The sequence below is a fragment of the Sphingobium estronivorans genome, from assembly GCF_008692605.1.
Classification (GTDB): Bacteria; Pseudomonadota; Alphaproteobacteria; order Sphingomonadales; family Sphingomonadaceae; genus Sphingobium; species Sphingobium estronivorans.
Map to the genome: position 1 here is coordinate 109,498 of NZ_LFCT01000015.1, position 20,587 is coordinate 130,084.

At 63.5% G+C, this 20,587-nt stretch carries 20 protein-coding genes; 14 read left to right on the forward strand and 6 right to left on the reverse strand.

Going from position 1 to position 20,587, the window contains the following annotated elements; genetic code table 11:
- Positions 1-90 precede the first annotated feature (90 nt).
- From F7P65_RS11880 to F7P65_RS11890, 3 genes are all read left to right on the forward strand, one after another.
- The gene (locus F7P65_RS11880) at positions 91-1,095 is read left to right on the forward strand and encodes a LacI family DNA-binding transcriptional regulator (protein WP_150291949.1); all 1,005 of its coding nucleotides are present in this window, start codon (positions 91-93) and stop codon (positions 1,093-1,095) included.
- On the forward strand, positions 1,092-1,931 hold the full coding sequence (locus F7P65_RS11885) for a shikimate 5-dehydrogenase (protein ID WP_150291950.1): 840 nt from the start codon (positions 1,092-1,094) through the stop codon (positions 1,929-1,931). The genes F7P65_RS11880 and F7P65_RS11885 overlap by 4 nt, the downstream gene beginning before the upstream one ends.
- A 133-nt stretch (positions 1,932-2,064) precedes the next feature.
- Positions 2,065-3,072 (forward strand): class 1 fructose-bisphosphatase, encoded by a 1,008-nt coding sequence (locus F7P65_RS11890; protein ID WP_150291951.1) that lies wholly within the window; start codon positions 2,065-2,067, stop codon positions 3,070-3,072.
- Between the two features lie 47 nt (positions 3,073-3,119).
- Here the strand turns inward: F7P65_RS11890 and F7P65_RS11895 are convergent, their stop codons facing one another.
- The 4 genes from F7P65_RS11895 to F7P65_RS11910 all read right to left on the reverse strand — a co-directional run bounded on the left by F7P65_RS11895 (position 3,120) and on the right by F7P65_RS11910 (position 6,343).
- Positions 3,120-4,160, reverse strand: coding sequence for a rod shape-determining protein (locus F7P65_RS11895; protein ID WP_150291952.1), 1,041 nt, complete (start codon positions 4,158-4,160; stop codon positions 3,120-3,122).
- 113 nt (positions 4,161-4,273) lie between these two features.
- Positions 4,274-4,654, reverse strand: coding sequence for a TadE/TadG family type IV pilus assembly protein (locus F7P65_RS11900; protein WP_150291953.1), 381 nt, complete (start codon positions 4,652-4,654; stop codon positions 4,274-4,276).
- Entirely contained in the window at positions 4,651-5,100 is a 450-nt protein-coding gene (locus tag F7P65_RS11905) for a TadE/TadG family type IV pilus assembly protein (protein ID WP_150291954.1), read from the reverse strand. Before F7P65_RS11905 ends, F7P65_RS11900 begins: the two co-directional genes overlap by 4 nt.
- Position 5,101: 1 nt before the next feature.
- On the reverse strand, positions 5,102-6,343 hold the full coding sequence (locus F7P65_RS11910; protein ID WP_150291955.1) for a pilus assembly protein TadG-related protein: 1,242 nt from the start codon (positions 6,341-6,343) through the stop codon (positions 5,102-5,104).
- 506 nt (positions 6,344-6,849) lie between these two features.
- Between F7P65_RS11910 and F7P65_RS11915 the strand changes: the two genes are divergently transcribed.
- From F7P65_RS11915 to F7P65_RS11940, 6 genes are read left to right on the forward strand one after another with little or no spacing between them, the layout of a single operon-like run.
- On the forward strand, positions 6,850-7,734 hold the full coding sequence (locus tag F7P65_RS11915) for a cytochrome c oxidase subunit II (RefSeq protein ID WP_150291956.1): 885 nt from the start codon (positions 6,850-6,852) through the stop codon (positions 7,732-7,734).
- Positions 7,734-9,467, forward strand: a complete 1,734-nt coding sequence (locus F7P65_RS11920; RefSeq protein ID WP_150291957.1) for a cytochrome c oxidase subunit I — start codon at positions 7,734-7,736, stop codon at positions 9,465-9,467. The genes F7P65_RS11915 and F7P65_RS11920 overlap by 1 nt, the downstream gene beginning before the upstream one ends.
- The gene (locus tag F7P65_RS11925) at positions 9,464-10,039 is read left to right on the forward strand and encodes a cytochrome c oxidase subunit 3 (RefSeq protein WP_150291958.1); all 576 of its coding nucleotides are present in this window, start codon (positions 9,464-9,466) and stop codon (positions 10,037-10,039) included. Before F7P65_RS11920 ends, F7P65_RS11925 begins: the two co-directional genes overlap by 4 nt.
- Positions 10,040-10,051: 12 nt before the next feature.
- The gene (locus tag F7P65_RS11930; RefSeq protein ID WP_150291959.1) at positions 10,052-10,738 is read left to right on the forward strand and encodes a heme-copper oxidase subunit III family protein; all 687 of its coding nucleotides are present in this window, start codon (positions 10,052-10,054) and stop codon (positions 10,736-10,738) included.
- An 8-nt stretch (positions 10,739-10,746) separates the two neighbouring features.
- Positions 10,747-11,097 carry a cytochrome C oxidase subunit IV family protein gene (locus tag F7P65_RS11935; protein WP_150291960.1) on the forward strand — a complete coding sequence of 117 codons (351 nt, stop codon included), beginning with the start codon at positions 10,747-10,749 and terminating at the stop codon, positions 11,095-11,097.
- 3 nt (positions 11,098-11,100) lie between these two features.
- Positions 11,101-11,778 carry a c-type cytochrome gene (locus F7P65_RS11940; protein ID WP_150291961.1) on the forward strand — a complete coding sequence of 226 codons (678 nt, stop codon included), beginning with the start codon at positions 11,101-11,103 and terminating at the stop codon, positions 11,776-11,778.
- A 6-nt stretch (positions 11,779-11,784) separates the two neighbouring features.
- Here F7P65_RS11940 and F7P65_RS11945 read toward each other — a convergent pair whose 3' ends face one another.
- Together F7P65_RS11945 and F7P65_RS11950 are read right to left on the reverse strand one after the other, a co-directional pair.
- Positions 11,785-12,030, reverse strand: a complete 246-nt coding sequence (locus F7P65_RS11945; protein WP_150291962.1) for a hypothetical protein — start codon at positions 12,028-12,030, stop codon at positions 11,785-11,787.
- A gap of 144 nt (positions 12,031-12,174) precedes the next feature.
- On the reverse strand, positions 12,175-12,855 hold the full coding sequence (locus F7P65_RS11950) for a TetR/AcrR family transcriptional regulator (RefSeq protein ID WP_150291963.1): 681 nt from the start codon (positions 12,853-12,855) through the stop codon (positions 12,175-12,177).
- 158 nt (positions 12,856-13,013) lie between these two features.
- On the opposite strand from F7P65_RS11950, the gene F7P65_RS11955 reads away from it, so the two are divergent.
- From F7P65_RS11955 to F7P65_RS22345, 5 genes are all read left to right on the forward strand, one after another.
- The gene (locus tag F7P65_RS11955; RefSeq protein WP_240334280.1) at positions 13,014-14,486 is read left to right on the forward strand and encodes a flavin-containing monooxygenase; all 1,473 of its coding nucleotides are present in this window, start codon (positions 13,014-13,016) and stop codon (positions 14,484-14,486) included.
- Between the two features lie 385 nt (positions 14,487-14,871).
- Positions 14,872-15,210, forward strand: a complete 339-nt coding sequence (locus tag F7P65_RS11960; protein ID WP_150291965.1) for a hypothetical protein — start codon at positions 14,872-14,874, stop codon at positions 15,208-15,210.
- Positions 15,210-15,923 carry a cellulose synthase operon protein YhjQ/BcsQ gene (locus tag F7P65_RS11965; protein WP_150291966.1) on the forward strand — a complete coding sequence of 238 codons (714 nt, stop codon included), beginning with the start codon at positions 15,210-15,212 and terminating at the stop codon, positions 15,921-15,923. The genes F7P65_RS11960 and F7P65_RS11965 overlap by 1 nt, the downstream gene beginning before the upstream one ends.
- The gene (gene bcsA, locus F7P65_RS11970; RefSeq protein WP_150291967.1) at positions 15,920-20,284 is read left to right on the forward strand and encodes a UDP-forming cellulose synthase catalytic subunit; all 4,365 of its coding nucleotides are present in this window, start codon (positions 15,920-15,922) and stop codon (positions 20,282-20,284) included. Before F7P65_RS11965 ends, bcsA begins: the two co-directional genes overlap by 4 nt.
- 17 nt (positions 20,285-20,301) lie before the next feature.
- Positions 20,302-20,587: tetratricopeptide repeat protein (locus F7P65_RS22345; RefSeq protein WP_240334276.1), on the forward strand; the 286-nt coding region annotated here is incomplete at its 3' end.

Consider the following 20,587-nt stretch of genomic DNA (forward strand, 5'->3'; position numbering starts at 1 on the left):
TGATTATTCTGTCAAGCGGCTTGCAAAACCGCCCAAGAATCGGCCATATTTCGACCATCCCAACGATAGGATGAGGAAAAGGATTTCCCTGTGAGCGTCGGAATCAAGGATGTCGCCCGAGTCGCCGAAGTGTCGCCCGCCACCGTGTCGCGGGTGCTGTCGGGCCGGTCGGTCGATCCGGCGATGAAGGAACGGGTGCTGGCGGCGGTCCAATCGACCGGCTACCGGCCCAATCTGGCGGCGCGGCGGCTGCGTTCGAAGCACAGCAACACCATCGCCCTGATCGTGGCCGATATTCGCAACCCCTTCTTCACCGCCGTGTCGCGGACGGTGGAGGACATCGCTTATGCGCGCGGCCAGCGGGTGATCCTGTGCAACACCGATGAGGACCCCGCCAAGGAGGCCATGTATCTGCAACTGATGCAGGAGGAACGGGTCACGGGGGTGATCCTGGCCCCGACCCGGCAAGGAGGCGACCGGGCGAAGATGAAGCTGGATTTCCCTGTCGTGCTGATCGACCGCGCCGGATCGGGGTGGACGCATGATCGGGTGGTTCTGGACAATGGCGCCATGGCGGCGATGCTGGTCGAGCATCTGCACGAACAGGGCCACCGGCGGATCGCGGGGCTGTTCGGCGCGGCCAGTTCCACCGGCATCGAGCGGCGCGCAGGCTTCGAGCAGTCAGCGGCGGCCCTGGGCCTGGAGGCCGAAGCGCTGTCCGTCGTCCATGGGCCGGGCGAGGCCGAGCGGCGGGTGACGGACCTGCTGAACCGCGCCGATCCGCCCAGCGCGCTGATCGCCAGCAACGGCGTCATGCTGATGGCGGTGATGCGGGCCGTGCATGCGGCGGGGCGGTCGGTGCCGCAGGATGTGGCGCTGGCGGGCTTCGACAATGATGACTGGATGGAACTGGTGGGCGGCGGCATCACCGTGATCGCGCAGCCGGTGGAGGAGATCGGTCGCACGGCGATGGCGATGCTGGTCGACCGGATCGACCATCCTCAGGCGGCGGCGCGCAAGGTCGTGCTGGCCGGAAAACTCATCGCGCGCGGCTCCAGCGCCGCGCCCGTCCGCACGAACAGGAAACAGGCATGAAGCCCCCGATCGGCCGCGATACGCAATTGTGCATGTCCCTGTCCGCGCGCCCCGGCAATGCGGGGTCGCGGCTGCACAACCGGCTCTATGACCTGCTGGGGCTGGATTATGTCTACAAGAGTTTCAGCACCACGGACCTGCCTGCGGCCATTGGCGGCATCCGGGCGTTGGGGATCAGGGGCTGCGCCATTTCCATGCCGTTCAAGGAGGCGGTGATCCCGCTGATCGACGGGCTGGCGGAATCGGCGCGGGCGATCGAGAGCGTGAACACCATCGTCAACGATGACGGCGTGCTGACCGGCTATAACACCGACTATGCGGCGGTGCGCGATCTGCTGAAGCGGCGGATGCCCAAGCCCCTGCCCTTCCTGCTGCGCGGGAGCGGCGGCATGGCGAAGGCCGTGGCGGCGGCGCTGCGCGATGCGGGGTTCGGCGATGGCGTCATCGTCGCGCGCCATGAAGCGGCGGGCCGGGCGCTGGCGGAGCCATATGGCTATGCGTGGCGGACGGATGTGCCCGAAACCGCTGCGCCCCTGCTCATCAATGCGACGCCGCTGGGCATGGAGGGGGCGGATAGCGAGGCGCTGGCCTTTCCGCCAGAGTTGATCGCGGCCTGCGACACCGCCTTCGACGTGGTGGCCTTGCCCGTCGAGACGCCCTTTGTCCGGGCCGCGCGGGCGGCGGGCAAGGCCGTCATTTCCGGCGGCGAAGTGATTGTGCTCCAGGCGGTCGAGCAGTTCGCGCTCTATACCGGCATCCGTCCTTCACGCGAACAGGTGCAGGAAGCGACGCGGTTTGCGCATGGCGCGGAGGTCGCGGCCAGCCTCGATGCGTGAACGGGTCATCCTCCGTCCCGTCCGCGTCGCGAATTGGCGCTTTTCTGTTGCCGTTCCGGCGGCTACGGCGTTCGCCAATTCCTTGCATGGCGTGCGTCCGCCCGCCATTCCCTCTTGAGCGAGTATAGCGCCTATGCAGTCCGTCACCCTGACCCGTTTCCTGATCGAGCAGCAGCGCGAGGCCAATGCCATCCCGTCCGAGCTGCGCCTGCTGATCGAAACCGTCGCCCGCGCCTGCAAGACGATCTGCCACAGCGTGTCCAAGGGCGCGCTGGGCGAAGTGCTCGGCAGCCTGGGCAGCGAGAATGTTCAGGGCGAGGTTCAGAAGAAGCTGGACGTGATCGCCAATGAACTGCTGCTGGACGCCAATGAATGGGGCGGGCATCTCGCCGCCATGGCGTCGGAGGAGATGGAGACGATCCATCGCATCCCCAACCGCTATCCCAAGGGCGAATATCTGATGATGTTCGATCCGATCGACGGGTCCAGCAATATCGACGTCGACCTGAGCGTCGGCACCATCTTTTCCGTGCTGAAGGCGCCGGAGGAATGTTCAGGCCGCGAAGTGACGGAGCAGGACTTCCTCCAGCCCGGCACGCAGCAGGTCGCGGCGGGCTATGCGATCTACGGGCCGCAGACGCTGCTGGTGCTGACGGTCGGCACGGGCGTCTACGAATTCACGCTGGACCGCGAGATCGGGTCGTGGCGGATGACCGACGGGCCGATGCAGATGCCGCAGGGCAATGCCGAATTCGCCATCAACATGGCGCGGCGGCGGCAATGGTCGCCGGGCATCGCCCGCTATATCGAGGAACGCATCCAGGGGACCGAGGGGCCGCTGGGCAAGGATTACAACATGCGCTGGACCGCTTCGATGGTGGCGGACGTGCATCGCATCCTGAAGCGGGGCGGCATCTTCCTCTATCCCGCCGATCATCGCGAAGCCGGCAAGGCGCGGCTGCGGCTGATGTATGAGGCGAACCCCATGTCCTTCCTGGTCGAGCAGGCCGGCGGCGCGGCCAGCAACGGCTTCGACCGGATCATGGAAGTGACGCCCACCGGACTGCACCAGCGCGTCGGCGTCGTGCTGGGCGACCGGGCCGAGGTGGAGACGGTGATCGCTTACGGCCGGCAGGGATAAGGATCGATTTCCCCCGTTCCTGCATGGGCGGGAACGGGGGAAGGAGTTCAGTTAACCGTCAGCACGCCGTCATAGGCGCGGTCTTCCAGCGCCTTGCCCGCGCCCATCGCCACGCACATCAGCGGCTTGTCCGCGACGGTGACCGGCAGGCCGGTCGCATCGGACAGCGCTTCGTCGAGCCGCTGGAGCAGCGCGCCGCCGCCGGTCAGGGTGATCCCTTCGTCGATGATGTCGGCGGACAGTTCCGGCGCGGTCTGTTCCAGCGCGGTCATCACCGCCATCTTGATCTGGCCCACTGGTTCGGCCAGGGCGTCGACGATCTCCGCTTCCCCGATCGTCATTTCCGCCGGGCGGCCATTGACCAGATCCCGGCCCTTCACGACCATGCGGCGGCCCTCGCCTTCGGGCGGGGTGGCGGCGCCCAGTTCGCACTTCACCCGTTCGGACGTGGCTTCGCCGATCATCAGATTATGGGTGCGGCGGATGTGGGAGGCGATGGCGTCGTCCAGCCGGTCGCCGCCGACCCGCGCCGAGCTGCTGTAGGCGATGCCGCGCAGCGACAGGACCGCCACTTCCGTCGTGCCGCCGCCAATATCGACCACCATCGCGCCGCGCGGTTCGGTGACGGGCAACGAAGCGCCGATGGCGGCGGCCATCGGTTCCTCGATCAGCTGGACCTTGTAGGCCCCGGCATTGGAGGCGGCGTCGCGCAGGGCGCGGCGTTCGACCATGGTGGAGCCGGTCGGCACGCAGATCACCACTTCATGGCGGCGGCCGAAGCGGCTGTGGCCGTTTAGCGCCTTGTCCATGAAATGCTTGATCATCTGTTCGGCCACGTCGATGTCGGCGATCACGCCGTCGCGCAGGGGGCGGATGGCCTGAATGCCGGCGGGGGTCTTGCCCATCATCAGCTTGGCTTCATTGCCGACGACCTTCACCTTGCGGATGCCGTCGCGCGTCTCGATGGCGATGACGGATGGCTCGTCGAGGACGATGCCGCGATCGCGCACATAGATGACCGTGTTGACGGTCCCAAGATCGATGGCCATGTCGCAGGCGGTCGAGGAAAAGAAGCGAGGCAGTTTCATCGATGGGGGGACAATCTGTGCTGGGAATGCGGAACGGCTTCCCCTGCATAGTCGTCCTGCCGGGCAGAAGGGCGGTGCGACAGCCCGTCCGGTAAGTGAGGCCAGTTGAGCGCTCAGTAAGACCGGCGGGTATAGCTGACCGACAGCGGCGCCGTCTTGAACAGGATGAAATCCAGCGGCCGGGAATAGGTCATGGTGATTTCCCGGTAGGCAACGCCATATTGGGTGCCGGGGACGATCGTCGGGTCGTTGGTATAGGCCGGGTCCAGGCCGAATTCACGGCTCTTCACCCTGGCGATGACCTGCGCGTCGGTCGGCGCCGGATAGATGGAGGCATAGCGCGCGCCTTCGTCCACCGCATGTTGCAGGCCGGTGCGCGCGGAGGCGATGATGCCGAGTTGAAGCGCGCCCATCAGCAGCATCAGGAAAGGCGGCAAGGCGAGACAGAATTCCAGGGCCGCCGCCCCGCGCTGGTTGCGAAGCAGGCGGATCATTGCATCCGCACCGATGCGGAGCCGCTGAGCGCGATCCCCTGGGCCGACCATCTGGTGCCGGGCGCGAGCTTGGCGAACATCGGCATATAGGTCCCCGTAATGCCAATCGCGACATAGCGCGATATCTGCTGACCGTCCGGGCATGGGTCGGACGCGCTCTGGACGCCGTTGCACAGCAGGGTCTTGGTGATGTTGACATTGCCGGTCGCGACGCCCGCCGCGGCGGCCGCATCGGCTTTCAGATTATCGGTGCCATAGGCCGCGCCATTGATGCCCGCGGCGGTCGCCATCTGCGCCGTGCGCTCGGCCGCGCGCTGCAAGCCGATCTTCGCCTTGAAGGCCATGGCGACATCCGCCGCCATGAAGGTCAGCAGCGCCAGCGCCGGCAGGACAATCGCCAGTTCGACGGTGCTGGTGCCGGACTGGTTCGAGGCAAGACGCTGCATGTCAGCCGACCAGCTTGACCAGCGAACCGGTGATCGGCGTGGTGCCCGTCCCGGCGCATTGATTGACGATCTGGCTGTTGCCGGTGAAAATGACGCGACGGCTGACCATCTTTATGCATTTGGTGGTCATGCCCGCCGTGCCGTTGAATTGCAGCTCCTGCGACGGGAAATAGATGGCGCCCTGATAGGAGGAACTGGAATTGCCGTTGATCTTGTTGGTGGCCGAATCCAGCGCGCGCCGGTCCTGGTAGAAGAGGACGCCGGAATAGGTGTCGCTGGTCGGCGCCGACAGGTTGATCGTCGCGCCGCCGTTAATGTCCACCGTGGCGATCTGGCTGGGATTGGTGGCGGCATTGCTGCTGGTCAGGATGATGGTGACGCCGGTGCCGTTGATGACCGCCTGCGCATTGGCGCTGAAGCTGCTGCCATCGACATAATAGGTGCCGGGCGCCATGTTCAGCGTGCCCTTGATGTCAAAGCCCTTGTAGCAGCCGGGCCCGATCGAGCTGCTGCCGTTCGGATTGACGCTGACCTTGCCCGAACAGCCGGAGACGCTGGGCGTCGGCAGCGCGGCATAGGGGTCCGGCTGGGGGATGGTATAGGGCAGCAGCGTGGTCGGCGCGACATAGTTGGAACTGGATTGCAGACCGCCGACCGCCGCGACCGGGTTGGCCGTCACCGTGCTGCTGCCGCCCGCCGAAACCGCGTTGGACGAGCGCGAATTGGTGGCGATGCCGCAGCCCAGATCGACCGTGGCGTTGCCCTGAAGGGTGATGCCCACCGCGCTCGTTTTTTCGAGCGAGACGATGCAATATTCGCCCTGACTGATGACCGCCGCCGTCGCATCGCCGGAAATGACCGGCGCCTTCACCCCCAGCATCTTGGAAAAGGGCAGGTCCCGCGTGGTTTGCAGCACCACGCGCACCGCGCTGTTATTGCCGGCATAGGCGCCTGCGGTGGGAGCGTTTTCGATGGTCGGCGTCTGCGACAGGGTGACCAGCGACAGGCGATTGATGTCGGACGTCGCGCTGGCCGATGCACTGAAACCCTGCGCCAGCGCATAGGCCCCGGCAAGAGCGGCGCTATCCGCCTGGCGCTGAATCTGCCGCTTCCACAAGGTCCATTGCACGGTATCGGTCGCCAGACCGGCCGCGCCGACCAATATGGGCATGGATGCAGCCGCCATCATCAGGACATTGCCCGTCCTGTCGCGCAGCAATCGCCCCATCGACCCGCCGACCATTCCCATTCCCTTTCTGAGCGCAAGGCATCGTCAGACCAGGGAAGGGGTTTAAATATTGTCGGTTAATAAAATCTTATTTCTTGATTTAAATCAGGTCTACTTTAAAGTATATATCTTACGATATACATAATAAATCCAATAATTTATCGAGACTTATGGTCATTACTTCACGATCAATAATGGCATAAATCCTTAATATACAAAAATATCGCGAATGATTTGGAAGTTAAATTTTCCATTTTTTTCATCAATATGGAATTATTGCTCGACCTAAAGGGAAACGATCTGAGGATCATGGCGATATTCGTGAAAGATTTCTCTACCGATGACATGTGCGGCAATATCATCGCGTCAATCTGATCGAGGAAGGCGGCGTCGCCCGCCCTGTGTCGCCCGCTTCCCCCATCGGCATTTTTTCTATAGTTTGTCCCGGCGGTTATTGCCGGGGCGACTCGAAAATGCCGAGTTCATAGGCTGCGAGCGCCTGCATTTGTGGGAGAGGGCTTGTGCCGGTTGCGGTAGCCATCGCCATGCTTGTCATCGGCTCGGTAGCCTTTCACCTGTTCAGTCCCTGGTGGCGCACGCCCATCGCATCCAATTGGGGATCGATCGATTCCGCGCTCGACGTGACGCTGTGGATTTGCGCGGCCGCTTTTGTCGGGCTGAACCTGTTCCTCGCATGGGCGCTGGTCAAATATCGCCATCGCCCGGAATATCGGGGGCTGGGGTACAAGGCGCATTATGAGCCGGAAAATCCTTCGCTGGAGAAGCGGCTGACGCTCTGGACCGCCATCGGCATCGCCGGGATGCTGGCGCCGGGTCTCGCCGCATGGGGCAAATATGTGTCGGTGCCCAAGGACGCCACCGTGATCGAGGCGGTCGGCCAGCAATGGCAATGGTCCTTCCGCTATCCCGGACCCGATGGCGTGCTGGGCGCGGCGGGGGTCAAGTTCATCACGCCGGACAATGGGCTGGGGCTCGATCCGCTCGACCCCTATGGCCGCGACGATCTGGTGGTCGAGGGCGGCGATCTGCATCTGGCGGTCGGCAAGCCGGTGAAGATCGTGCTGCGGTCCAAGGATGTGCTGCACGATTTCTACGTGCCGGAATTCCGCGCGAAGATGGACATGGTGCCCGGCATCGTCACCTATTTCTGGCTGACGCCGATCAGGACGGGCACGTTCGACATTCTCTGCGCCGAACTGTGCGGCACGGGCCACCATGCCATGCGCGGCAAGGTGGTGGTGGACACGCCCAGGGCTTTTGCGGCGTGGCAGGCGCAGCAGACCAGCTTCAACCAGATTTTGGCGGAAGCGCCGCCGGCCGCGATGTCGATCCTGATCCTCAAGGCTAATGCCTGCTCTACGCCCACCTCCTGGAGCATTCGCTGATGGCTACCACCCTGGCTGACGACCTGCGCCCGCTGCATCATCCGCACAGTTGGGTCACCAAATATGTCTGGAGCCAGGATCACAAGGTCATCGCCATCCAATATAGCTGCACCGCCATCGGCATCGGGCTGGTCGCGCTGGTGCTGTCGGCGCTGATGCGGCTGCAACTGGGCTTTCCGGGGGCGTTCCCGGCGATCCAGCCCGACAATTACCTGCAATTCGTGTCGATGCACGGCATGATCATGGTGGTCTATCTGCTGACCGCGCTGCTGCTGGGCGGTTTCGGAAATTATCTGATCCCGTTGATGATCGGGGCGCGGGACATGGTGTTCCCCTTCGTCAATATGCTCAGCTACTGGTTCTACCTGCTCTCGGTGATCGTGCTGGTGGCGGGGTTCTTCGTGCCGGGCGGGCCGACCGGCGCGGGATGGACGCTCTATCCGCCACAAGCGATCAGCGAGGGGACGCCGGGGCATCAATGGGGCATCGTCACCATGTTGGTGAGCCTCGCCATCTTCGTCGCGGCTTTCACCATGGGCGGCCTCAACTATGTGACCACGGTGTTGCAGGCGCGGACCAGGGGCATGACGCTGATGCGGATGCCTTTGTCGGTGTGGGGCATCTTCACCGCTTCGGTGATGGGTCTGCTGGCCTTCCCCGCTTTGTTCGTCGCGGCGATCATGATGCTGTTCGATCATCTGGCGGGCACCAGTTTCTTCATGCCTACGATGCAATCCATGGGCGCGATCACGCCGACGCAGGGCGGCAGTCCCCTCCTCTTCCAGCATCTCTTCTGGTTCTTCGGCCATCCCGAAGTCTATATCGTCGCCCTGCCCGCCTTCGGCATCGTGTCGGACCTGATCAGCGTCCATGCGCGGCGCAATATCTTCGGATACCGGATGATGGTGTGGGCCATCGTCATCATCGGCGCCTTGAGCTTCCTCGTCTGGGCGCATCATATGTATGTGTCGGGCATGAACCCTTATTTCGGGTTCTTCTTCGCCACATCGACGCTGATCATCGCCATTCCGACCGCGATCAAGGTCTATAACTGGCTGCTGACATTGTGGCGCGGCGATATTCACCTGCGCGTGCCGATGCTGTTCGCCATCGCCTTCATCTTCACCTTCATCCATGGCGGCTTGTCGGGGCTGTTTCTGGGCAATGTCAGTGTCGACGTGCCGTTGTCCGACACTTTCTTCGTCGTCGCGCATTTCCATATGGTGATGGGGGTGTCGCCGATATTGGTGATCTTCGGTGCGATCTACCACTGGTATCCCAAAATCTTCGGGCGGATGTGGAACGACAGCTTGGGGAAGATGCATTTCTGGATCACCTTCATCGGCGTCTATGCGATTTTCCTCCCGATGCATTATCTCGGCATTTTGGGCGTGCCGCGCCGTTATTATGCACTGGGTCAGGCGGACTTCATCCCCCCGTCGGTGCATCTGGCCAATGAATGGATCAGCATTGCCGCGCTGATCGTCTTCTGCGCGCAGGGGTTGTTCTTCTACAACATGATCTGGAGCCTGTTCCGGGGGCCGAAGGCCGATCCCAATCCCTGGGGCGCGGCCAGCCTGGAGTGGCAGACGCCCGACACGCCGCCCGCCCATGGCAATTGGGGACCGCATCTGCCGACCGTCTATCGCTGGGCCTATGATTATAGCGTGCCCGGAGCGCCGCGCGACTTCATACCCCAGACGGAGCCGCGTGAGCCGGAGCCGCGCGCATGACGATCCTTGCCCGCCTGACGGAGAAAAGCTGGGAGCCGGGCGCGCAGCCGGTGGAGCGAGAGCGCCCCTCGGCGGGCACGGTCGGGACGCTGGCCTATTTCGGCGTGGCGACGGTGATGTTCACATTGCTGGTCGCGGCCTATCTGATGCGCATGGGGCTGCATGGCGGCGGGGATCATGTCCATGACTGGAAGCCCATGCCCGATCCGCCGCTGCTGTGGATCAACACGCTGGTGCTGATCGCGAGCAGCCTTGCATGGGAGGGGGCGCGGCGGACGCATCGGGGGGGCGCGGCGATCATGGGGGCGGCGTTGGGCATGGTGTTCCTCGCCGGGCAGCTGCTGCTGTGGCGGCATTATCAGGCGGCGGGCTATTATCTGTCCGCCAATCCGGCCAATGCCTTTTTCTATCTGCTCACGGCGCTGCACGGGCTGCACCTGATGGGCGGGCTGGTCGCCGCCGGGCGGGCGCTGGCGGCGGCGAACATGCGCAATATCGCCTTGTGCGCCCTGTACTGGCATTTCCTGCTGATCGTCTGGTTGGTTCTGGCCGTTTTGTTGCTGTCGACGTGAGGATGGACCGTCATGGCTCGAGAAATCACCAATAGGGAAGTCATAGGTCCCACGCTGCGGGAAATCTCCGCCGACTGGTCCGCCGACCAGGAAGTCTTCCGCCATACCCATTGGGGCAAGGCGATGATGTGGATCTTCCTGCTGAGCGATACCTTCATCTTCTCCTGCTTCCTGACCGGTTACATGACGATGCGGGCGTCCGCCGTGCTGCCCTGGCCCAATACGGCGGAAGTCTTCGCGCTGAATATCGGCGGGCAGGACATCCCGCTCGTGCTGATTGCGATCATGACCTTTGCGCTCATCAGTTCCAGCGGCACCATGGCGATGGCGGTCAACTTCGGATACCGGCGCGACCGGCGCAAGACGGCGACGCTCATGCTGCTGACCGCGCTGTTCGGCCTGACCTTCCTCAGCATGCAGGCCTTCGAATGGAGCAAGCTGATCTTCGAAGAAGGCGTGCGGCCATGGTATAATCCCATGGGCGCGCCGCAATTCGGCGCCAGTTTCTTCATGATCACCGGCTTCCACGGACTGCATGTGACCTGCGGCGTCATCCTGCTGCTGATCATCGCGTCCAAGGTGGCGCGGGGACATTATGACCGGACGGGCGATTATAGCGCGGTCGAGATTGCCGGGCTGTACTGGCATTTCGTCGATCTGGTCTGGGTTTTCATCTTCGCCTTTTTCTATCTTTGGTGAGGTGCGCCATGCAGGACAGTCCGCCCATCCCTTCCGATACCGCCCATGACGGCCAGCAGCATCCGATCAGCCTGTACCTCAAGGTCTGGGGCCTGCTGTTCCTGCTCAGCGCCATGTCCTATCTGGTGGACTATATGCATGTGCAGGGGATCGTGCGCTGGACGCTGATCGTGACCTTCATGCTGCTGAAGGCCGGGCTGATCCTGTCGATCTTCATGCATATGGCGTGGGAACGGCTGTCGCTGATCTACGCGATACTGGTGCCGCCTTTGCTGCTGCTGGTGCTGGTGCGGATCATGACGATCGAGGCGAATTACGCCTTCTGGACCCGCGCGATCTTCATGGGCGGAGGGGGCTGAACCATGCATCGGATGGTCGGGATGACGGTGGCGCTGTGCGTGGCGGGGGCGTCGGTGACGGCGCTGGGCCTCGGCTGGTTCAGCGACAAGCTCTATAACCGGGTCAGGCCCGGGGAACTGGCCTATAAGCCGATGGAGGACATGCCGCCGCGCGTCGACATGGCCTCGATTCAGCGCGACTGGCCCGCCGGTTTCAGCGAGGCCGGGGAAGGCAGCCGGGTGATCGCCTATCACCGCGACATGCGGGGCAAGGCGCCGGTAGCCGTGGCCGGAAGCGCGGCGGGCGCCGCGCCTGCGCCGCCGCCCGACCTGGGCGCCCTGCTCGCCAGCGCGGATGCGGGCGCGGGCAAGCAGAAGGTGCAGCTTTGCATGAGTTGCCATGATTTCAGCCAGGGCGGCCCCAATCGCATCGGGCCGAACCTGTGGGGCGTGGTCGGGCGGCCGGTGGCGAGCCATGCGGGCTTTGCCTATTCGTCCGCCATGCAGGCGCATCGCGGCAGCTGGAGCTATGAAAATCTGTTCGCGTTCCTCGCCGCGCCGGCACGCGAGGTGCCGGGGACGAAGATGACCTTCGCGGGGCTGCGCAATCCGGCCGACCGGGCGGCGCTCATCAAATATCTCGCCACTCTGGGGACGGGTGCGCCGCCACTGCCTCAACCCAAGGCGATCGCCGCCCGATAAAGGGCGTCAGGGCGTGGAGGGCCTGCGCCAGTCCTCCTCGACCAGATAGCGGCTGAGGAAGGTCGATCCCTGCCGCGCCGCCGTCTTGGCGATATGGCGGCGGATGTCGTTGTCGCTGGATGACCCCAGCACCGCGCGGAAGGCCTCCATCGCCTTCGCCGTGGGTTCGCGTTTCAGGTCGACATAGGGCTGGAAAATATCGCCGAGCGCCTGTTCCCAGGCCTTCTCGATTTGAAGTAGCCGTCTTTCCATGGCTCGCCTTTCTGCGCTATGACCGCATATCCCGGATATGGTGTGGCCCGGCCTGCGCGACAAGTGGGACGCGGCGCCCTGCCGAGGGACAGAAGCGGATTGAAGGTCCCGCCCGGTTCACCCCGTCCCCTTATCACCCTGCTATCAATCGCGTCTGACAAATCCATAGAGCAAGGTCCGAACGATGCGGGACGCTTCGGCCTCGGCAAACAGTGCCTCCCGGAAACCCGGCCGGGTCGATGCCATCATCACGATCGCGCTGGCGGACTCCAGCAGGGTTTCGGCCACTTCTTCGACCGAACCGGTGAGTTGGGTCCGTTCGGGATGACGCGCAATATAGGTTATCAGGCGCTTCTTGGTCTGGTTCTCCATGGTCGCGCGAAATGCTTCGAAAATTTCCTCGAACTTGATCGCGTCGCTTAAAAAGAGCCGAAAGACGCCCAGAAAGACCGGCTCCGTCGAAGCCGCGATGATATTCGTCAATATGACCGTCAGTCCCACATCCATCGGTTGGGACAGGCCTTCTTCGCCGATGTCCGCAAGGTGATTGTCAAGGACATGCTGGATCACCGATTTCAACAGATCGGCCTTGCTGCCATATCGCGCATAGATGGTGGGCTTGCCGACATGGGCGGCCTCCGCGATCCGGTCGATCGACGTGCCCGTATAGCCGTCGCGCGCAAAGATCGCCGCCGCCATATCCAGAATCCGCAAGCCTTTCAGCCTGGCATCCTCCCGCGTCGGCCTGCCGCCCCGTCCCACGGGTTTCGTCCCCTTCTTCGCCTGCCCGCCCGCTACCAAAACCCGATTCCCGTTCAGTCGCATCCAGGGGTTCCATAGCCCAAATGTGCGGCACTTTACATAACTTTACCGTTAAGTTAAATTGATTTACTGAATAGGATCGGTTCGACGGGCACGGAGCGCGTGATCGACAGCGGCTATCCCGCGCGCTGGTGCGCGAAGAGGTCAGGAGGGTGAGCGATATGAAGCGGGTGGCGATCATCGGGGCGGGGCCGGGCGGCATTTGCGCGGGCATCAAGATCAAGGAAGCTGGCTATGACGATTTCGTCATTATCGAAAAAGCCGACGGCGTGGGCGGGACGTGGCGCCATAATATCTATCCGGGCTGCCGCTGCGACGTTCCCTCCAGCCTCTATTCCTTCTCGTTCGCCATCAAGACGGACTGGACCGAACGCTATGCGTCGCAGGCCGAAATCCTCGCCTATCTCGAGTCCGTGGTGGAAGATTGGGGGCTGGCGCCGCATCTCCGGTTCGGCGCCGAGGTGCGGTCCGCCACCTGGCACGAGGATGCCGCCTGCTGGCATCTCACGCTTTCGGACGGCACGCGGATAGAGGCGGAGGTCCTGATCGGCGCCGTCGGCCTGTTCAATGCGCCTGCCATGCCGGATATTCCCGGCCTCTCGGAATTCGGCGGCGCGGTCATGCATTCGGCGCGCTGGGATCGCTCCATCGACCTCGCCGACCGCAATGTCGCCGTGATCGGGAGCGCGGCAAGCGCCGTGCAGTTCGTGCCTGAAATCGCCCCCCATGTCCGGCACCTGCAAATCTATCAGCGCACGCCCAATCATGTGCGCCCGCGCGAGGAATATACGGCCGAAGAGCGCCAGCGCCTGATCGGCAATGAACAGGCCATGCGCGAAGACAGATCGCTGATATTCGACTGGGTCGACGCGATCTGCGGGTTCGAGGACCCGGAATTGCTGGCGCAGGGCCAGAGGGATTGCGACGAGGCCCTATCGGTCGTCGCCCATGCCGGGACGCGGGACAGGCTGCGGCCGGATTTCCTGTTCGGAGCCAAGCGGCCGCTCGTATCGAGCGACTGGTTTCCGACCTTCAATCGACCCAATGTCGAACTTGTGACGGAACCCGTCGACCATGTCACGGCATCCACGATCGTGACCGCGGATGGCCAGGAACGGCCGGTCGACGTGATGATCCTGGCGACCGGGTTCGAAACCACCCGCTTTCTCTCGGTGGTCGATGTGACCGGCCGCGACGGACGGCGGCTCGATGAACTGTGGCGCGATGGCGCACGAGCTTATCGGGGCATTACGATCAGCGGTTTTCCGAATCTTTTCATGCTCTACGGCCCCAATACCAATAATGGGTCCATCCTTTTCAACATCGAGCGGCAGACGGACTATGCGGTCCGGCATCTTGAGCGCATGGAACGGGAGGATCTGGACTGGATCGACCTCCGCCCGGAGGCGATGGACCGGTATAATACGCGCCTGCAGGACGAGATCGGCGCCGTCCGTCCATGGCAGGGCGCCGTCAACGGATATTACCGGGCGCAAAACGGGCTGAACGTGACGCAATGGCCGCACGGAATGACACGCTATGCGCAAGAGCTCGCGAAGCCCGATTTCGATGCCTACGACACCGCCGCGCCGACCTTCGCCCATGCCGAGCCGACAGCCGCCGAACCCCTGTAGAGACAGGATGCGCAGATGGGCTGGAAGGCAGCGACGCCGGGGCCACGATTGCATGACGCCAATCCAGACCGCGGCCTGAATTGTCCGCGCATTCCGACCCTCGCAGAACGAACCGGAAAGGTCCGCCATCAACATATGCCGGTCGCCCAAGTCATGGCGGCCATCGTTAAAAAGACCGCGATAATCAAGATCGCCGGCAACGGCCCGCCCACAGCTAAAGACCAACCACCTATACGCACCGGGTTCTGCTTCCCAGCATGAGGAAGACTTCGAACCGGAATCATTTCGTTTCAACAACGATATTTAATGCACGTCCCTCTTTCCAAACCGTTGAAAAGACTTTTAATCGACGGATATATAGCGGTCGATATAGGAAGGGGTTCTGATGCGATCGGATGCAGCCAATCTCCTCGCGCGCCTGGGGCGCAAGGATTTTCGATATCGCGAGTTCACCGATAATTTCGCGGATATGGAGCTGTGGCCCATTTTCGAGGCCCTGCTGACGGACGACCGAATCGTCGGCAAGCCCGTCTCCGCGCTCGCGGCCCGAAATATGGAAGACATCATGCCGTCCGCCGCCAGGGCGTCAGCGGGCGTCACCCCGGAATATGGGCTTTTCGAACAATATGGCACCGATCAGCTCGCATCGCGCCGCGAGAAGCAGGGGGAACTCAATGCATTCCTCCAGCGGCTTTCCAGGGACGATGCGGAGGAGACGGACTGATGCCGCTGATCCTCTGCCATTCCCCGAAAGGTGGGACGGGCAACAGCTTTGTCGCGGCGCATGTCGCCATGCATCTGGCGCGCAACGGGCATGACGCCGTCGCCCTGGATTTCACCTATCAGGATGCGCTCAAGCTGTATTTCGGCCTCTTGCCCAGTCAGACCCTGGCGGAATTTCGCAGCGGTGGAGGCGGTGGCCTGGCGGTCGCGGGCGTCGAACTGTCGTCCGCTTATCAGCTGGCGCGGGACAGGGATTTCGTCGCGGCGCTGCGCGAGGGGCGCACGCCTTTTTCGGGACGGAAAATCCATGTCGCCGATGTCGCCGCAGGCGACAGGGAAACAAAAGACCTGCTGCTTCCCCATGCGCTCCTCCAGATCTGTACGCTTCTGCCTCAACCCGCCTCGCTTGCATCCCTGGGCAAGATTCAGGCGGATACGCCGGCGGTCGAGCTGCCCCGCACCGTTTTCGTCCTGAATCAGCTCGACGATACGCATCGCTTCTCTCGCCATACCCATATTTTTTTGCGGGAATTGCTGGGGGATCGCCTGATCGGCACGATCCGGCGGGATGAAGCGGTGAACGAGGCGGCGGCGATGTTCGAACCCATCGGGAAATACGCGCCCGCCAGCGCCGCGCTCAGCGACGTGGCGCAAGTGGCGAAGCGCATCGAGGCGCGCGCCGGACTGGAAGCAGAGGCGGACCGGATCTCGTGACATTCGCATCGTCGCCGCTCGTCAAGGGTGCCGCCGCGCTGGGCGCCGCGCTCCTTTCGCTTCTGGTCGTCGGCGTCCCGCTCGACCTCGAAGCGCAATGGCTTTTCACCGGCATCACCATCGCGGGCGCCATCATTCTGGGTCATTCGCGCACGCGAAAGGCCACGCTGGCGCTCGGCATCCTGTCGATCCTGGTATCGACCCGCTACATTTTCTGGCGCACGACGCGGACGCTGGAATTCGGCACCTTGCCCGAATTTCTGCTCGGCACGGGCCTCTACCTCGCGGAAATCTACGCCTGGATCATCTTGCTGCTTGGCTTCCTGCAAACAAGCTGGCCCCTGGAACGGCCGGTGGTGGAGATTGAGGGCGAACCCGACCAATGGCCGTTCGTCGACGTCTTCATCCCGACCTATAATGAAAGCCTGACCATCGTGCGGAACACAGTCTTCGCGGCGATGGACATGGATTATCCCCGGGACCGTTTCCGCGTCTTCATCCTGGACGACGGGCGCCGCGCGGAATTTCGCGCCTTCGCCCGTCAGGTGGGCTGCGGTTACCTGACCCGCGCCGACAATCTGCACGCCAAGGCGGGCAATCTGAACGCCGCGATGAAGAAGACCAACGGCAGCCTCATCGCGATCTTCGATTGCGACCATGTGCCCACGCGGGCCTTCCTGCAGATGACCGTCGGCTGGTTCCAGAAGGACCCGAAACTCGCCCTGATGCAGACGCCGCACCATTTCTATTCGCCCGACCCCGTCCAGCGCAACCTGCGCACGGTCGAGGATCTGCCGGGCGAAGGCGACCTGTTCTACGGCCCGGTCCAGGGCGGCAACGACCTGTGGAACGCCGCTTTCTTCTGCGGCTCCTGCGCGGTCATCCGCCGGGAAGCCCTGACCCAGACCAACGGGTTCGCCGGCGAAACCGTGACCGAGGACGCGCATACCGCGCTCAAGCTGCAACGCATGGGCTGGAATACCGCCTATATCAGCGCTCGCCTGTCCGCCGGCCTCGCCACCGAACGTCTGGTCCTGCACATCGGTCAGCGCATCCGCTGGGCGCGCGGCATGACGCAGATCTTGCGGATCGACAATCCGCTCTTGGGAAGCGGCCTGCGATGGCAGCAGCGGCTCTGTTACCTGAATGCGATGCTGCATTTCCAGTTTCCGCTGCCGCGCATCGTGTTTCTGACCAGTCCGCTCGCCTATCTGATCTTCGGACAGAATATCATCCACGCCTCAGCCTCGCTCATCTTCGCTTACGCGGCTCCCCATCTCTACTGTTCCATGGTCTCGGGCGCGCGGGCACAGGGCGGTGACCGCCGTCCATTCTGGGGAGAGATTTACGAAACGATCCTCGCCTTCCACCTCGTCCTGCCCACGGTCGTCACGCTGTTCCAGCCGCGCAAGGGCAAATTCAACGTGACGGACAAGGGCAGCTTGCTCGACCGCACCTATTTCGACCTGGGAACCGTCAAGCCCCATCTGATCTGCATCGGGCTGATGGTCCTGGGGGTCGCGCTCGGCTTCGTGAAACTGTTCTTCTTCCCCCACTTGTTCAATATCCAGGCCGACACGCTGACGCTGAACACGGTCTGGGCGATCTTCAGCCTGATCACTCTTCTGGCCGCGGTTTCCGTCGCGCGCGAAACACGGCAGGCGCGCGAACATATCCGCATAGAAACGCATGTGCCCGTCACCATCTATGTCGAGGACGGTCATGTGTTCGACGCCATGACGGTCGATCTGTCCATGGGCGGCGCGGCTATCGCTCTTCCGCCCGACGTTTCGCTGCGGGACCGGACGGTAACGCATATCTCCCTGCCCATGGGCGACGAGACTCTGACGCTGCCTGTGGAAACCATTCGCAGCGAGCACGGTCAGGCCTTCCTGCGTTTCCAGCCGCTGGAAATAACGCCCGCGCGCCATCTGGTGCGCGCCATTCTGGGCCGCGCCGACGCCTGGCAACCGGCCGCGCCCACCCCGCCCGTTTCGGGCCTGCGTTCCTTGTGGGATATCATCGTGATCGATCTTGTAACCCTGAAGCGGCTGTTTCGTCTGAACCGGCGCGAGCGGCGCGCCGCCCAGCGCAAACGGGCGGCCGCCGCGGCGGCGCTGGCGATCAAGGCGTCCGTCGCGCTCGCCCTGTCGGGCGCCGCCTTGCTGGTCCCGCAACAAGCGGCGAAGGCGCAGGCCCCGCGCCCGGCTTCCGCGACGCCGGCTGCTGACGCCGCGCCATCAGGCGGCGTGCGGCAGCAAAGGCTGAGCTTCCGCGACCTTCAGGTGAAGACGCCTATACGCCTGCAAGGCACGCGTGGCGAAATCGGCATTCCATTCGGCATCCGGCGCGCCGATGTGGTGACCAAGGCCAGTCTGACTTTGACCCTGGCCTGGTCGCCCGCGATGCTGCAGGACCTGAGCCAGCTTGTCGTGTTGCTCAACGGAGAGGTGGTGCAGGTGCTCCCGCTTCGTCCCGCCGATGCGCGCGGACAGGCCATCACCATTCCGGTCAATCCGGCGCTGTTCCTCCCCGGCGACAACCGCCTGAACCTGCGCCTGCTGGGCCATTACACCCGCGATTGCGAGGATCCTTTCCACAGTTCGCTCTGGGCCAATGTCAGCAATCTGCGTTCCTGGTTCGACCTTACGGTGCAGACCCTGCCGCTCAAGCCCGACCTTGCGCGCCTGCCGAGCCCCTTCTTCGATCGCAACGACAATCTGCCGCTGCATCTTCCCTTTGTCTTCGCCGGCAGGCCGAGCGCTGGCGAACTGGAGGCGGCCGCCAGCATCGCGTCCTGGTTCGGCAGCATGGCGAGCTATCGCGGCTTTTCCTTCAAGCCGTTCTTCAACCAACTGCCGCAGGGCAACGCGATCATGTTCGCGATGGGCAACCGGACCGTCGGCGGGGTCAATTTGCAGCCCCGGGGGCCTTCGGTCGCCGTCATCCGCAATCCCCAGGACAGCTTTGGCAATCTGCTTGTCGTGATGGGCCGCAACGCGCAGGAACTGAAGCTCGCAGCCGCGGCCATCGCCAGCGGACGCGGCGTGTTCGGCGGCGCGCAAATGAATTTCGACAATGTGCGGATACCCAGCTACGCCCGCTATTCGGCGCCGCGCTGGATCAGCACCGACCGGCCGGTGCGCCTGGGTGAGATCACCGACGCCTATGCGCTTCAGGGTCTTGGCCTTCCGCCGGGTCCGCTCAGCGCGCGCTTCCGCATTGCGCCCGATCTGTTCTTTTGGCCGAGACAGGGCGGGAGGCTGGAACTCAGCTATCGCTATCCGACGGCCGACTGGCTGGACAAGCGGGGGTCACGGCTCGACCTGTCGATGAACGGCCAGTATCTCCGGACATTCGGGGTGGCCGGGGGCAACTGGTGGGATCAGATATTCCGCGGCAAAGGCCCCGCATCGCAGGACAGCCACGCCTCCGTGGTCCTGCCGCGCTACAATCTCTTCGGTCAGAATGAGCTGATCTTCGATTATAACCTGATTCTCGCCAACAAGAAGAAGTGCGAGGGCACGCTGCCTGAAAATGTGCGCGTCAGCGTCGATCCGACGAGCACGATCGACTTCAGCAAGGCCTATCATGCGATGCAGATGCCCGACCTCGCGACGTTCGCGGGCGCCGGTTATCCGTTCACCATCCGCCCGGACCTCGCTGAAACGGTGGTGATCGTCCGCGACGCGCCTTCGCCCGGCGCGATCGAGGCGCTTCTGGGTATGATGGGCCGCCTCGCCGATTCCACGGGCCTCCCGGCGACCCGCGTCACCATCACCAACCGGGTCGAACCCGCCGCGCTGGAGGGCAAGGACATATTGGTGATGGGCGCCAGCAGGCTGGCCGGATCGGCGCTGTTCAACAACTCGCCGGTTCGTTTCCGTGACGGATCGTTGCAGGTGGCGGAGCGCACGCCCATCCAGGCCGCGCAGAATTTCTTCTCCCTCGCCGCCAAGGCCGATCCGAAGGACGCCCAGCAGATCCTCTACAATGCACGGGGATTTTCCGGCATCGTGGGCTTCCAGTCCCCTTTCGACAGCAAGCGCAGCGTGGTCGCTCTGCTGGCGGACGATCCCAATAACCTGCCGCAACTCGTGAACGGTCTGGCCGATACGAAGATCAACGCCCAGATTCAGGGGGATCTGGCGGTGACCGATGGCGAAGGGATGACCAGCTTTTCGATTGGACCGGAATATTGGGTGGGGTCGCTGCCCTTCTGGATGCGCGCCGCCTATTGGTTCAGCCAACGGCCCATCCTGATGGCCGCCAGCGGCCTTTTGCTGGCGCTGCTGCTCGCCGGGCCTGCCTATTTCTACTTCAACCGGCAGGCCAGGCGCCGCCTGGATGGCGGCCAATGATGAGCGGAAAGATCGTCATGCGCAAAATCCTCCTGTCCGCGCTGCTGACCGCATCGGCCCTTCCTTCGATCGGCTGGACACAGGTGCCCGGCGTTGCCGCACTGATCGAACAGGGCCGTTACTGGCGGTCGAAGGGACGGCACGACCTTGCCGATCAAGCCTATCGCCGGGCGCTGGCGCTTGATCCCGCCAATGCAGAAGCGCGGCGCGGCCTGAACGCGACAACGGATGGCGCCGCCAACCGCCCTGCCCCCCGACGCGCGCCCACGCCCGCTCCGGCAGCGGCGGCAGAACGGCCTGCCC